This window comes from Cytobacillus sp. FSL H8-0458, assembly GCF_038002165.1.
Classification (GTDB): Bacteria; Bacillota; Bacilli; order Bacillales; family Cytobacillaceae; genus Cytobacillus.
In genome coordinates, this window is record NZ_JBBOBR010000001.1 from 3,540,017 (window position 1) to 3,554,164 (window position 14,148).

Genomic DNA, 14,148 nt, shown 5'->3' on the forward strand with positions numbered 1-14,148 from the left:
CTTTTGAAAAACAAGTTAAACCTGAATGAGACCTTCCCGCAAAACATCCTGCAAAAACGGACTCGGTTCACCAACGCTGCAGAGCTGCAAATCATGCATTGCTCTCGTGCAGGAGGTATAAAACACTCTGCGCAGGCTCTCATCATCATATACATTCTCCGATGCATCATAAATTATAACCGCATCAAATTCAATGCCCTTTGACAAATACGAAGGTACGACTACGACTCCTTCTTCATATTCAGTCGAGTTGCTTTTCAGGAGTTTTATTCCATCGATGCCGGACAAAGCTTCATAGGCCTTTGCACTTTCTTCAGCAGACTTACAGATAATGGCCATGCTGTTAAGCCCCTCGCTTCTCCAGTCAGCAACCTTGGCTGCAATGAAGCTGTGCAGTTCGGTTTGATCGGATAATTGCTTCAGCTCAGGCAGCTTACCATCACGGTCAAATGCGATGATCTCTTTCCCGTTTGGAACCAGTCTTCGTGTAAATTCGATGATCGGTTTAGTCGACCGGTAGCTCCTCGCTAAATTAATCAGTTCCGTCTGATCAGGCCCATACAGGCTGGTGAGTGTGTGAAAATCAGCCGTTTCGCTGGCATGGGCGAATATCGCCTGGTTAAAATCACCGAGCACTGTCATCTTCGAAACAGGGAACAAACGCTTTAAGAACTCAAATTGAAACGGAGAGTAATCCTGCGCCTCATCCACCACAATATGTTTAATCGCACTATTCGTCTGAAAGCCTTGAATCTGCTCCTTCACATATAAAAACGGAGTAGCATCTTCATAACATAATCTGCCTTCATCCAGATTTTCCTGTGTCGCCTGGCAGATAGCCGCCCATTCTGCCGGCAACTCCTCTTCTATCCACTCTTTGATCTGCAGGGGATCATCAAAAAGCTGCTTGTATATCGCCCTAAAATCAATGAAACGCATGGCCCGGATTTGTTTTCGAAGCGGCTTGGATTTTTTCCTGACAATCAGGCGTGCTAATGCTTGAGGCTCGATTTCATAATCATGAATCGAATCCCCTGTAAAGCCGCGTTTTTTCGCCAGGTAGGCATGCGCCTTATGGTATTCCTCATTGCTGAGCAGCTCGATTTCCTCCTGTACCCACTCCTTAGACCGTTCGGCTTTTTCAGCTTCAGTAATTTGCTTAATAAGCCAATCCGTCAGCTTCTGAAGTCTGTTATGAAAACGGAGTGAAGTGTCGCTGCTGTAGAATTGTTCTGCCATTTGCTGAGCAACAACAATCGGCTCTCCTCTGAAACTTATATCCTTAAACATCATTCCCGATAACTCCAGCGACTTCAAGTACGCATTAATGGCTTCAAAAAACCGGGCAGATGCTTTAAATTTAATGCCCGCAACTCTTGATCTGTACTCAGGGGTTTTCGCAGCAGTTAAAACATACTCCAATTGCTCATATGGATTTTCTACGACAAACTCTTTACCCAGCCGATGATCCAAATATTCCTGGAAGGTAACCTGCTGCATGTTCTCTTCCCCCAGCTCCGGCAGCACATTGGATACATAGCTGTTAAACATCCTATTAGGTGAAAACAGAATGATTTGATCAGCATTCAGATTTTCCCGGTACTTGTAAAGCAGATAAGCAATCCGCTGCAGGGCAGCTGACGTCTTGCCGCTTCCGGCCGCACCGTGAACAATAAGCAGCCTTCCCTGATCATGGCGGATGATCCGGTTTTGATCCTGTTGGATGGTCGCGACAATATTGTGCATATGCTTATCAGTTCCCTTGCCGAGAACCTGCTGCAGTATCTCATCCCCAATCGTCAGACTCGTATCGAACATGGATTGAAGTTCACCGCGGCGGATCAGATATTGCCACTTTTTCTCCAATGTGCCCTCAATTGTGCCTCCGGGTGTTTCATACTTAGCCGGTCCCGGCTGGTAATCATAATAAACACTTGAGACGGGTGCCCTCCAGTCGTAGATAAGAAAATTCTCGCCGCTCTGATCTCTTAGCGTAGAAATGCCAATATAAACAGGTTCCTGATCGGAGGAACCCTCTTCCGTAAAATCGATTCGGCCGAAATAGGGCACCTCCTCCATTCGGCGAAGCGTAGACAAGCGCTTAGAAGCATGCCGATGGGTACTCTGGCTGACAGACAGAGCCTGTGCCTCCTGCCTCAAACCGATAATGGTCTCCAAATAATCATCAAAGGTATCCGTGTTCACCTTCACTTCATCCCAAAAGTGTTTGCGAATATGAACCACTTCGTTTTTACGCCTGGAGGTTTCTTCTTCCAATCTGCGGACTTCCTCCGTAATCGTCTCCATTACACCATCCAATCGTTTTTGCTCCTGCTGAAGTTTTGAATTCATAGCAAACACTCCTTAAAAATATTTATAAAAAGGTTGACAAACGAATTGATTGCATTATATAATTAAGATAGGGATAATATACTTAACTTTATTTAAATAATGCGCATCTATTTAAATTTACCACAGGAATTCATTTATTTCAATGGATAATAAAAAAAAAGATCCGTATTTACAGTTTTAGCGTAAATACGGATCTTTTTATTTCTTTTTTAATCCAGATGCCCACATCTCCTCATTCAGTCTAAAGAAGAAACCATCGGAAATTTTGGCTTTAAAGTGCTTAGAGATATGTTAGAGTAATACATATAGGGATGAGTCCCTTGCTAATAAATTTAAGGAGGCCTCGTCATGATTATCAAGTGGATTCGGCACAGATAATGAACAGGGGCAGGCCTATGCTCCGGAAACAATCTGATCTGCGATATTTAGAACAGTGATACGATCACGGAGGTAAAATATGAGTGAACAAATAATGAAAATAAATAATGTGGATATATGTACAGAGAGCTTTGGCAACTCCAAGGATCCAGCAATTCTTTTGATCATGGGCGCAATGTCTTCACTGGACTGGTGGGACGAGGATTTCTGTCTCCGTTTGGCTGATCAGGGGAGATTTGTCATTCGGTACGATCATCGGGATCTGGGCAGATCGACCACATATGAACCTGGGACTTCCAATTATACAATAACAGACTTGGCTGACGATGCAGCAGGCGTACTGGATGCTTATCAAATAGAGCAGGCAAATATCGTTGGCATGTCCATGGGCGGCTTAACCGGCCAGATTCTTGCCTTAAGATATCCGGCACGTGTATTGACACTTACGCTTATCGCATCAAGTGTGTTCGGAACTGAGATGGAAAAACTGCCGCCAATGGATCAGAACATCCTGGATTACCACTCGAAGAGCGCTTCCATAGATTGGTCGGATCGGGATGCGGCCATTCCTTATCTCGCGGGCGGATGGAAAACACTAGCCGGCTCCAAACCTTTCGAGCAGGAGAGAATGTATAAGCTTGCAGCAAGAGAAGCCGACCGCGCCAATCATCTGCCGAGCAGATTTAACCATGCCCTGCTGCAAGGCGGAGAAAAATATTATGATAGAATGGATGAGATCCGCGTACCGGTTCTCATTATCCACGGCACAGAAGACCCGGCCCTCCCATACGAGCACGGGCTTGCGCTTAAGAAAGCCATTCCTCATTCTGAATTGATGACACTTGATGGAACTGGACATGAGATTCATAGTGAAGACTGGGATCAGATTATAGATTCTGTTGCAAAGCATAGTTCTTGATAAAAGAATAGTTAAGAAAAGCTTAAAGCCCAATTTCTCAAAATTATTAATGAGAAATTGGGCTGTTTTTTCTATACAATCCGATATTTAAAGAACCCTGCTTCTAATGGATTGGAATCAATGCTTCAGCATACTTAATGCTTTCTTTTAAGTAAACAGGCGCTTTCGGGTGATGTAAGATCTCTTCAGTTGTTAGCCATAACACCTCTTCGACCTCATCGGAACATAAAGGTAATGCATCACCAGATTCATATTCGCATAGAAAAACAATATCTACTACATTATGATTAGTATCAGTTACGAAAGAAGTACTGTGTACATAAGTTAAACGGTCTTTTACTTTTACCCCGACTTCCTCTAAAACATTCGTTGGCCTTCCACCCCTTGGATGGGCATAACGAAGGAATGAGAGGGTAACTGACCCGTTGAGACACGGGAGGTAAAGCCTCCAGGGGCGGCGCGGAGAGTACATCATATTGGGAAATATGAAGAGAAATCACTACTCCTCTATTTAACTATGCCTTCACGTAGCCATTTGTCCAAAATCTACTCCTTTCAAGTAAGCAAGAAAAATACGAGAGGTATGAAATCCTGTGAATAAGCGAGCATTCGTGAGAAAAGCGTATTTAACTGAGGGAATCGAATAAGAAAAAAGAGCTGCCGATAATACTGATCTTCGACTCTTGCACCCTTTAGCTTAAGTACATTTCTTTACAATGCAAAGGGATTTTCATTTTCCCTTTACATTGATATATGCTTCCTTAATAAGTGGAAAGATTATTTTAAAGTTGTATACTAAATCATCTATAGTTTTTATTGGTTTTACGAATCCTGCATTATATACTCCCCATCTATCTTTTTCGGGTTCCATACATATAGATAGATAAGGCTGATCTGCTACCGCCCATATAATTCCCGCAATTGTCCTATCTGGAGCTTGAACAAAACCATCTCCAAACGTACAACCTACTTCCTCATCAGAATCAAAGTGATCGGTATATTCACCAAATATGAAGCCTTCGATTTCAGTCTCCATAATTAATGAGTTGCTGTTAAAAATACTTTTAATTTTCTCAAGGAATTTATCCAATTTATCATTCATTATTATCCCTACCATTAAATTAGAATGTTATTATTTTCTACATCCTTGTTCAACAAATCTGCCCCGTTAGTTAAAGAAAAAGCCGCCGATTGGCAGCAGACTCTTAAAGCAAAACACCCCGTTTATTTTTGTACAATTTTCAAATGCTTTTTCCACCATCAACGATGCGATGGCCAAGATCCTTGCATCTTCCTAATTTGAATAATTTGTCCTGTATGGTATGCATCATGAAGCAATATGTCAATTATCTCCTCTTCAAGAGAATCTTGCTCAAGCACTTCAGTGGTTGTTTTGTTTAAAGCTACTCTTAATTTGCTTTGAGCTATTTCCGCCCGTTCAACGACTTCAATCCATTCTTTGTCATCATTTGATTGTTTAGTCAGGTTGAAAGTTTCGTCACCATCGAGATTTTGTGACAATCCTCGGCCTTCTAAATTTGCTGCAAGTCTTTCTTTATAGTAAATAAGGTGATTAACATTTTCCCAAATTGATTTTGTTGTGTCCCCTGTTGGTCTCCACCTAGCTTGTTCTGCAGTAAGTCCTTCTATTGCAGATTTGAAAGGCGCATACCAACTCTCATTATCATACGTAGTATCGAGCATTCTTAATAGCAGGGCATTTCGATTCATTAACATCTTCTCCTTTAAAATTAGGTATCAAATAAGGAGTATTTCACCAAAAAGCAAGAAACTCCTTCTTAAACTCGACTGCCCCGTTAGCCCATTAAGAAAAGCCTCCTTAGATGACAGCTGGTTCATAAATCAGTTATTAGGGGTCTTTGTATAATAGTGAATTGATTAAATATCTAGATGCAATACAGTCTCTAAAAATTTTAGTCAAATAAAGTTTGTTTTGGTTCAGCCATTCCAAATTGTGCCCATTCTTCTTTTGAAGGACCGTAAATCCCTGGAACACTAATTCCTGCTTGTCTCATTAGAATAGTCATTTGTCCCCGGTGATGAGTTTGATGTTGGCTTAAAAATAATAAAAGACTTCCCTTTGTCATGTTTATTCCAAAGAAGTCGATTTTTTCCAACAGGGTCTGATCAGTCCATTGAGTTTTCAAAGCCTCAACAAATTCATGTGAAGATTTAATATAGCTTTCAGCAATGAAGTTAGCAGATGACGGGACAGACCAGTCTTCATCAGGAGCTTCAAACCTTAATCCTGCCTGTGAACTAATAACTTTAATAGCAGTAACCGTATGCCAGGCAATACGTCCTAGAGACCATTGATTTGGAGTGACTTCATGCTTTAATGATTCATCCGTGAGATTTTTAAGAATCCTGCTTGTAGCTCCTGCCTCAAATCCCCAAGATGTATAAAAATCGCTTAAACTATGATACATCTTCAAACTCCTCTCAATAATATGCTTATTAACATTCTCCCTTTTAATAAAATTACCTCCTCCTTTTTTCTTTAAGGCTGCACCCCAAAAATTTGGATATCCATTCTAGTTGAATTCTCCTTGTGTAAAAACCTCTTCTTAATTTAACAACTGCCCTCGTTAGTACAACACACGCAGCAGCCCTCATCTTCATCAAAATAGAAGCCGGCTTCTTCATCTTGGTCTACATAAGTAATGAAACCATCACTTGATTTTCAACATGGCTTATTCTATTAACCTGCCCTGTTAGTAAAAAAGCGTCTCTACTTATTGTAAAAAGGCATCCAAATATTGTTTGTTATTAACCATTTAAAGAATTAAAAATCTGAAATTTTCATTTTTGATAAAAAATACAACTATCTATTTGAGCTCCAATTTGGTTTTAATTTTATTACTAAAACACTTTTAATTTATTTTAATTAACACCTCTTAATTAACAAATCTACAAAGATTGTTTAAATAGAAAAAAGCTGCCTGATTAGCAGCTTAACTTGAACTACTTCTCTATTAATTTTTTTATCGCGCAGACCACCAATTCCGGTTAGTCATTTTGAATGTAGTGGGTACTGTTTTCAGCAATGACCAATTCTCCATCTAGGGATATTTCAAGAATCTCTCTCTGCATTTCATTCCATAACTTTTGGGATTCCATGGAATAATGAGCTTTCTTACCTGCTGAAAAATAAGAGCCAGCGATTTATTCTTTAAATGATAGCTCTTCTTCTTCTAAGGAGGTTCTCATAATAGGCAGGGATGCTGGTCCAATACCATGAAGTTTTAATATTTCTTTTTCTGTGTAATTTGATAGTTTTTCCAAAGTGTTTATTCCTTCGAATACCAATGCATTCCTTGCAGGAGCACTGAGTTTTGAAAGGAAGCCGCTTTTGGGTTTATTCTCTTTATCACAGGCAGGGCAGCTTTTACACTCACTAGTTTTGTGAAATTTATGTCCCTTTTCACAAATCCTTAAACTTTTAGCTACTGACAAGATAATTCCTCCAATTCTAGTCTAATCCTGTATTATCTATTATGAATCTTATATTAATTTTATAAACTATTCGTATTTTCCGCCACCCTGTCCATGACTTCCCTTTTCATTTAAGCTTCCCGACTGGTTAAAAAAGGATCGGCTGTAATGAACAGCCGATCTTTGAAATTCAATTTATACAGATGCTGCTGCAGCGTATTTTTCTTCTATTGTCTTCTTTAGGAAGGCAGCTAATTCGAGCATGCCATACTTACCGGCTTTCGCTTCCGCATCCGAATTATAGTTTGTGTTTGTATTAATATCATACGTAAAAATGTCACCTTCAGCATTTCTGATAAATTCGATTCCAGCGACTTGAATATCATTCCTGGCCAGAACCTCTTTATATTTTTCCAAAGTTTCGTCCTCAAAATCATCAATGATCTGGAACTTAGGCTTTTCTTCAACCTCTTCTCCTACGGGACAGAATAAGTCGCCAATCTGGCAGGCATCCGCGGGACAAAGTTCAAATCCTTCAGAAGTATCAACCCTGACAGCATAAACAAATCTGCCCCCAACAAATTCGCAGCGCGTGATATAGCTTTCAGGTGATTGAATATATTCCTGAATAAGAGTAATGCCATCTACCGGTTCTTCGAAGGAAGGGCTTTCCACATAAGATCTTAAAGCTTCAATACTATGGAATAATTGAACACCCAGACCTTTGCCGGCACGATTATGCTTTGTGATAAACGGCTGTCCGGCAAATGCTTCGGCTGCCTTTAGGATATTTTGTTTTCCAACAGCTGCAATTGTTTTTGGAGTCCTCACACCAGATTTATTTAACTCCAAGTATTGTAAAACCTTACTTACTTCAAGCTTTAAAGCGCTCGTTCCATTAATCACCGTACGGCCATGTGCTTCAAGCCAGGCCAATACTTGTCCGGAAAATTCAGCCGCAAAACGGTGGTCACGTGTATGAGAAGAAGCACTCATCCGGCTATAGAAAATACCTTCCGGCGGTTCTGACGATAAATCCAACGTTCCTTCATCTAAATGCCATTCCTCATAAGGAACACCCAACTCCTCCAATCTTTTTGAAAGATGGACTGTCCACTCACTATTTTCATGTATTACATAAACCTTGCTCATTATTCAGGCCCCTTTCTAGCTCTTTATTAAACTGCGTTTTTGTTCCACTAATGGCATTACCGTCTTTGCGAAGCGTTGCATTTCCTCCAGCTGAGGTGAGAATTGCAGCAACAGCAAGTCTAGGCCAGCTTCTTCAAATTGCAGAATCCGGTCAGCAATTTGCTCTGGTGTTCCTACTAAATTTGGACGCAAACCTCTATTGGAAACAGAGTAATCCTGCAGCTGAATCTGCTGCTCCAGATGTGACTTTGTCGTGAAGTCCTTAAAGCCGGCATAACCGCTGGAATCCTTCACAGCCGTGATTTTTTCAAGCTCAGCGAGAGCCTCTTCTTCTGTCTCACGGCAAATAACATACGCAGCCATTCCGAAAGAACTGAATGGTGCATTTCCCGTTTGTTCACGCCGGGCCTTCATTTCTCCTATTTTCCGGTCAATCTCTTCAACTGTTCCTCCGTGCATGACATAAGCATCACATTTTTCTGCAATGGTCTGCTTGCCTTTTTCACTTTCACCGCCTGCATAAAGAATGGGGTTAGGCCGTTGAACAGGCTTCGGTGCAAGCTTCGTTTCTTTTAAGTCGTAAAATTGGCCAGAAAAGCTGAAGGTATCTTCTGTCCATAAGCCTTTCAGAACATTAATGAACTCCTCGGTGCGGGCATAACGCTCATCATGTTCTGTAAAAATACCGCCATATTGACGCGCTTCTTCGGCCCACCAGGCAGAAACCATGTTTAGAGTAAAACGGCCTTTGCTGATTTGATCAATATTGGCAGCCATTTTTGCTGCTACTGCTGGATTATGAAAACCGGGGCGAACCGCGGTCATAATTTCAATTTTTTCCGTCACTGCGGCAAGCGCGGCAGCCGTAGACCAGGCTTCAAGAGAATCATGGTCCGGTCCTTTAATATCATTTAAAAATAATTCCGCGATTAACGTAGTCGAGTATCCCCATTTTTCAGCCGACTGAATGACATTTTTAGCATACTCAAAGGTTGGCGGCATATTTTCGTCTTCCACATTCCGCAGCCATCCTCCAAAAATCGGCAGCCAGAAACCATATTTCAATTTTCTTCTCTCCCTAACTTTCGAATATCTACTTTTCTTATCATTTAAGTAGGATTTATAAACAACTAAAAAACTCTCCTCCTAAGAAGAGAGTTTTTTATACTCTCTTCTCATCTTTCAAGCGATTCGCTTGCTGGAATTGGCACAGTATTCATCAGAACCTGCTGCCGAGGCTTCAAAGGGCCAGTCCCTCCACCTCTCTTGATAAGAAGAAAAAACTATTCAGCTTTTTAATATTTAAAGTGATAATAATTTAAATAGATCAAATTGTCAATTAAATATTTCTAAGCTCTAAATATTTTCAATAAGAATCGAAGAATGGTACTTGTCCCCACTGACTTTAAAGCTTCTGCAGAAGTGTAATCAGGCACCTATTTTAAAAGTCATGCACGGTTAGACTTTTCCTGCTTAATTTATGTACTGTAAAAAATACTTTCAAAATACAGTATGAGACCAAGAGTCTTCTGACAGTATGCCATGTTGTGAATATTTTCCTGTTTTAGAGCTAAAATATCCTTAAATATACTTTATAAGGGTGACTCGGTAAATGCCGGATAAGCGACTTGAGCAATTTGATCATATAGTGAGAATGGGAAAAGAAGGGCAAGAGGCTTTAAATAAGTATTGGTTGGACTTTGAGCTGTATACTTCATTTGAATACTGGTTAATGGCAGCACTTCTTATAGGTCCTCTTATCTACCTATTTTTTAAAATCGATAAAAACAAAATTTTTTTCTTTGGCTTCTATGGTTACAGTATTCATGTAATATTCGGATATATTGACCTGTTTGCGAAAAATTCAGGACACTTAAACTATCCTTTTCCAGTGATCCCCATGCTGCCAGGGTTATCCCTTGATTCGAGTTTCGTTCCGGTTACTTTTATGCTTGTTTACCAATGGACGATAAACCGGAAAAAGAATTACTATCTATACATGATCATTACCTCTGCGGTTATGGCATTTATCTTTAAGCCGGTTCTGGTCGGAATAGGGCTAATGAGACTTTATGGAAACACAAATTATATCTATCTATTTGCTGGTTATTTAATTGTCATTACGATAGCTAAATTTATCACGAGTGTGTTTTTGTGGACAGAGGCTAAATACAAAAAAGGATAAATGAATTTTCCAAAGGGTTCATTATAGAGGCGATCGTTCATCCGGATCCATTCGAGACTCAATCTAAGGGTTGATATGATTGTGAATATGAGGGGTCCAATCAGCAAAGCAGATTATTGGCTGGACCCCTTTAAGAACTCGAATCTTTATCTTTTAGGTATTTAGAGAAAATAAATATTAACCCAAGATACGCTTATATAAATTAATACAAAATTTCCCGCTTGTACCAGCCGGTGCATTAATTCGAAACTCATTTGGATTATTTTCGGATGTTGAAACTGAATTTCCTGGCGGTACATTTAGCGTTCCAATGACAGTACCTGCACTATTTAACACTTCACCAACTATGACACCCGTTCCAGAATTGAAAATTTCAAAGGTCCCCTGAAAATAATCATTGATATCCGGTGCTTGCCATGCAATATAATTATTAAGCGGCCCTGCTAAGTTCCCGCAAATTTTCTCTTGAAATATTTTCCCTTCCGGGCAGCAGCAGCAATTTGCGCTGGATGATCCACACATTACACATTTCTCCTTTTAAATCATTTTTCTAATTTCGGCGGTTTCATCTTTTTACGCAAGTATTCGTTTGTACAGTACAATACACCATTTTCCTGAAGTACCTGGCTGCGCACCTGGCTGCCCAACAGTTTGAACGATAAAGATTGTTGGATTGTTAAATGAAACTGCTCTGCTGTTTCCTGGCGGAACGCTGAACACATTACCATTTACTGAGAAATCAATTGTTCCTGGTCCGGCATTAAACACTTCAAATGTGCCTTGAATATAGTCATTTACAGCTGGTGCTGTCCACACAGCTTGATCAATCGGATCTTGGATGTTGCCACAAAGTTTTTCCTGAAAAATGACGGGATCGGGACAACAACAGCAATCACCACTTCTATTTGATCCACACACAACTATCTCTCCTCGCTTTTTGTAATTTAGTTATCTTATAGTTTATGATAGCTTGCCTATTTAGGACTGATACAATAGCTGATTTTTGGTAACTTTGTACTTGCCATTAGCCAGCCCGCACCGGTTCGCCTAATAAAAAAAGCTGCCTGGTTAAGCAGCTGTTCCTGAGTTTGCGAATCTTTATATTCATAACTGCCAGGCTTGACGCTGCAGTTGGATTTTTCATTAGAGTCAAATCGCCATACTTTTATTAACCTATATTTACCTTATACCTCATTTTTTCCAGAAATTTTACAACTCCACCCAATAATCTTCTCCACCATAAGCAACAGACGGAAGAGTAATTAAAAAGGCCAGGTCTTCCGGAAACGATAACTCTAAAGCTTTTAATTCCTCGATACTCTTCCAGGCAATGTCATAAATCAAATGCTCAGGGTCCTGAATTGTTGCTTTACCTCCAATAATCTCAACTTCAAAATATCTGACTTCTACGCCACTGCTCTCTTTTTTATAAATAGGCCGTATCACCTTTACCTCAAATCCCGTTTCTTCCCTTACCTCCCTTATACAGCACTCTTCAAACGTTTCTCCTTCTTCCAATCCGCCGGAAGGAACAGACCAGCGTTTTGGTTCATCTGCTGTTCCCTGCAACACCATTAGAACCTTATCCCCTCTAATACAAACTCCCGCTGAGCCAAGCCATTTTTTCATAGAACCACCCTCTGATCACTTACTTTTCATTAAATATTCAACTATTTTAGCAGCTAATCCTTTTTTTCAATGACCGCCCCTTTCTTTAAATGGCAGGGAAACCAATTGTTCATATCCCGGCCCCTTTCTAGCTCTCTGCTAAACTTCGCTTTGATAAACTAATGACGATAACTTTTAGCCAGGAACATACCGGTTCACTGTTTTTAGCGGCAGAAAGCTACATGTGCATTTTCTGTGCAGTTTATTTTATTTTAGACGTGGTAGAACATAATGAAGACGCCATTTAAAGGGAGTTTCATATGCGTTCTTCCCGGCCCTTGTACAATGGCTTGTGCCTGATAATACCCTGCTTAAGTTAAAACAAGCATATCTTATAAATTCTAGCCAAGAGGGGGAAATAGAGTGAAAGCTTATGTGAAATTTGCAGGAATGGTAATAGTCTCTACGATTGTCATGTTTATTTTTAAATATTTCAGTACATATAAATTGGACCATGTCTTCTTCAGTGAAACGAGGGCGTATATGGCACTGTTAATGGGGGCTACAATGGCTATCATTATGCTGGCTTTTATGCGCAACATGTTAAAAAATCGCAAATTGAATGCAGGAATTGCCGCTGGAAGTCTTTTCGTTTTCATCGCTTCCTTATTTTTATTGCGAAGCCAGACCACAGTGGATGATGCAGACTATATGGAAGCGATGATTCCGCACCACTCCATTGCCATTTTAACCAGTGAACGGGCTCAGATATCAGATCCAAGAGTCCGCAGCTTAGCCGACACCATTATTGAAACACAAAAAAAAGAAATTTCGGAAATGAAGAAATTAATAAAAGACCTTAAAGAAGAATAACCATATCAATCAGAATAAACCCAAAAAGCTCGGATAATAATCTCAGCTTTCTGGGTTTTGAGTTACTTCCTTCCCTATTGGGAACGGCCAGAGAGAATTACGGAAGCCAAATACTCAGCATCCCGCCCCACTCCGCAAATCAAAGCCGATCCTCGCTGGTATTGCCAAGGCAAGCCTATAAAATATAGCCCCCTAATTTCAGTGATCCCCCTTTTATGTATCGGTATTCCTTCGTCAGAAATCACACCCTCTATATGAATCCAATCGTATGAGGGAACAAAACCAGTAGACCAGATGATACTTACGAAATTCCTCTGAGTCCCATCTTCAAAAAGAACTGCTGTATCACTGACCTGTCTAGCTTTAGGCTTTACATCAACCTTCTTATTATGAATGAGTGTTTTCAGCTCTTTTCCAAAAATCGGGTCCTTCTGTTTCTGAAACCAGCTGCCTTTAATCGTATCTTTCCCCGGAAACAGCAGGCCGAGTTTTTCCAGCCAATAAAAAATGCTTTTACCCAGTATTGTTAAGGGCAAAAATTTCATGCGATGGCTAACAGCTATAGTGACTTTCCGATCTTTGGCTAACTCCACAGCAAGCTGTGCACCCGAATTGCCGCCGCCCACAATCAATACTTCATCACCCGGCACTTCTGCCGGTGAACGATATTCTGAAGAGTGAAGCTGAAAAGCACCTGTTTTATCTTTAATAACAGGAGGTATATAACGTTTTTGAAATGCGCCAGCTGCGATGATAACTTGTTGAGCTTTAATGATACCGCTAATTAGTTTCTATAATAAACGAACCATCTGGCAGCTTATTTAACTTACTTACGTTTGTATTAAGCATAACCGGAAGATTAAAATGCTTCACATATTCATTCACATAATCCGCCATGTCATCCTTCGTCGGAAATTCCTCTGATGGACCTCTCATTTGCAGTCCGGGCAGACTGCTATATCGGCGCGGAGTAAATAAAATAAGGGAATTATATCTTTGTCTCCAGGAGTCCCCAATACTGCCGTTTTTTTCTATTATCACAAAGGGTATCTTCTCTTTTTTTAAAAAATATCCCATTGCTAATCCGGCTTGACCACCGCCAATAATGACAGCTTCATACTTTTCATGGCCATCGCTCCCAGCATTACATTCAAATATACATTTGAATATTTTTATACAGAATAACCAGAAAAAGGAATGCAATTTCTCAAAAAAAAGAGCAGCC

The 14,148-nt window shown here is 40.2% G+C and carries 16 protein-coding genes, 1 pseudogene and 1 riboswitch; of the genes and pseudogenes, 3 read left to right on the forward strand and 14 right to left on the reverse strand.

Annotated features, from left to right (window positions below; translation table 11 throughout):
- Positions 1-15 precede the first annotated feature (15 nt).
- Positions 16-2,352, reverse strand: a complete 2,337-nt coding sequence (gene helD / locus NYE23_RS17500) for an RNA polymerase recycling motor HelD (protein WP_341079593.1) — start codon at positions 2,350-2,352, stop codon at positions 16-18.
- Between the two features lie 457 nt (positions 2,353-2,809).
- Between helD and NYE23_RS17505 the strand changes: the two genes are divergently transcribed.
- Complete coding sequence (locus NYE23_RS17505) at positions 2,810-3,649, forward strand: alpha/beta fold hydrolase (RefSeq protein ID WP_341079594.1); 840 nt, start codon at positions 2,810-2,812, stop codon at positions 3,647-3,649.
- Positions 3,650-3,752: 103 nt separating this feature from the next.
- Here the strand turns inward: NYE23_RS17505 and NYE23_RS17510 are convergent, their stop codons facing one another.
- The 8 genes and pseudogenes from NYE23_RS17510 to NYE23_RS17545 all read right to left on the reverse strand — a co-directional run bounded on the left by NYE23_RS17510 (position 3,753) and on the right by NYE23_RS17545 (position 9,322).
- On the reverse strand, positions 3,753-4,124 hold the full coding sequence (locus tag NYE23_RS17510) for an NUDIX hydrolase (protein ID WP_445662605.1): 372 nt from the start codon (positions 4,122-4,124) through the stop codon (positions 3,753-3,755).
- Between the two features lie 255 nt (positions 4,125-4,379).
- The gene (locus NYE23_RS17515) at positions 4,380-4,751 is read right to left on the reverse strand and encodes a 3-deoxy-8-phosphooctulonate synthase (protein ID WP_341079595.1); all 372 of its coding nucleotides are present in this window, start codon (positions 4,749-4,751) and stop codon (positions 4,380-4,382) included.
- Between the two features lie 158 nt (positions 4,752-4,909).
- Positions 4,910-5,380: a DinB family protein gene (locus tag NYE23_RS17520; protein ID WP_341079596.1), complete on the reverse strand. Its 471-nt coding sequence runs from the start codon at positions 5,378-5,380 to the stop codon at positions 4,910-4,912.
- A gap of 203 nt (positions 5,381-5,583) precedes the next feature.
- Positions 5,584-6,099 (reverse strand): DinB family protein, encoded by a 516-nt coding sequence (locus tag NYE23_RS17525; protein ID WP_341079597.1) that lies wholly within the window; start codon positions 6,097-6,099, stop codon positions 5,584-5,586.
- A 580-nt stretch (positions 6,100-6,679) separates the two neighbouring features.
- A pseudogene (locus tag NYE23_RS17530) lies at positions 6,680-6,817 on the reverse strand (alpha/beta fold hydrolase); the annotation flags it as partial.
- Between the two features lie 18 nt (positions 6,818-6,835).
- Entirely contained in the window at positions 6,836-7,126 is a 291-nt protein-coding gene (locus NYE23_RS17535) for an RNA polymerase alpha subunit C-terminal domain-containing protein (RefSeq protein ID WP_341079598.1), read from the reverse strand.
- 174 nt (positions 7,127-7,300) lie between these two features.
- Positions 7,301-8,257, reverse strand: coding sequence for an ATP-grasp domain-containing protein (locus NYE23_RS17540; protein ID WP_341079600.1), 957 nt, complete (start codon positions 8,255-8,257; stop codon positions 7,301-7,303).
- A 15-nt stretch (positions 8,258-8,272) separates the two neighbouring features.
- Positions 8,273-9,322 carry an LLM class flavin-dependent oxidoreductase gene (locus NYE23_RS17545; RefSeq protein ID WP_341079602.1) on the reverse strand — a complete coding sequence of 350 codons (1,050 nt, stop codon included), beginning with the start codon at positions 9,320-9,322 and terminating at the stop codon, positions 8,273-8,275.
- Positions 9,323-9,429: 107 nt separating this feature from the next.
- A riboswitch (SAM riboswitch) is annotated at positions 9,430-9,533 on the reverse strand.
- 336 nt (positions 9,534-9,869) lie between these two features.
- Here NYE23_RS17545 and NYE23_RS17550 point away from each other — a divergent pair.
- On the forward strand, positions 9,870-10,442 hold the full coding sequence (locus tag NYE23_RS17550; protein WP_341079604.1) for a hypothetical protein: 573 nt from the start codon (positions 9,870-9,872) through the stop codon (positions 10,440-10,442).
- A 177-nt stretch (positions 10,443-10,619) separates the two neighbouring features.
- Here NYE23_RS17550 and NYE23_RS17555 read toward each other — a convergent pair whose 3' ends face one another.
- The 3 genes from NYE23_RS17555 to NYE23_RS17565 all read right to left on the reverse strand — a co-directional run bounded on the left by NYE23_RS17555 (position 10,620) and on the right by NYE23_RS17565 (position 12,071).
- Positions 10,620-10,964, reverse strand: a complete 345-nt coding sequence (locus NYE23_RS17555; RefSeq protein ID WP_341079606.1) for an S-Ena type endospore appendage — start codon at positions 10,962-10,964, stop codon at positions 10,620-10,622.
- A gap of 51 nt (positions 10,965-11,015) precedes the next feature.
- Positions 11,016-11,360, reverse strand: coding sequence for an S-Ena type endospore appendage (locus NYE23_RS17560; RefSeq protein WP_341079607.1), 345 nt, complete (start codon positions 11,358-11,360; stop codon positions 11,016-11,018).
- A 291-nt stretch (positions 11,361-11,651) separates the two neighbouring features.
- Complete coding sequence (locus NYE23_RS17565) at positions 11,652-12,071, reverse strand: NUDIX hydrolase (protein WP_341079608.1); 420 nt, start codon at positions 12,069-12,071, stop codon at positions 11,652-11,654.
- A gap of 402 nt (positions 12,072-12,473) precedes the next feature.
- Here NYE23_RS17565 and NYE23_RS17570 point away from each other — a divergent pair, with 402 nt between their 5' ends.
- The gene (locus tag NYE23_RS17570) at positions 12,474-12,923 is read left to right on the forward strand and encodes a DUF305 domain-containing protein (RefSeq protein WP_341079609.1); all 450 of its coding nucleotides are present in this window, start codon (positions 12,474-12,476) and stop codon (positions 12,921-12,923) included.
- Between the two features lie 74 nt (positions 12,924-12,997).
- Here the strand turns inward: NYE23_RS17570 and NYE23_RS17575 are convergent, their stop codons facing one another.
- Both NYE23_RS17575 and NYE23_RS17580 read right to left on the reverse strand, forming a co-directional pair.
- Positions 12,998-13,708, reverse strand: a complete 711-nt coding sequence (locus NYE23_RS17575) for an NAD(P)-binding domain-containing protein (protein WP_341080794.1) — start codon at positions 13,706-13,708, stop codon at positions 12,998-13,000.
- A complete protein-coding gene (locus tag NYE23_RS17580; protein ID WP_341079610.1) occupies positions 13,704-14,000 on the reverse strand; it encodes an NAD(P)-binding domain-containing protein in 297 nt (98 codons plus the stop codon). The genes NYE23_RS17575 and NYE23_RS17580 overlap by 5 nt, the downstream gene beginning before the upstream one ends.
- Positions 14,001-14,148: the final 148 nt, after the last annotated feature.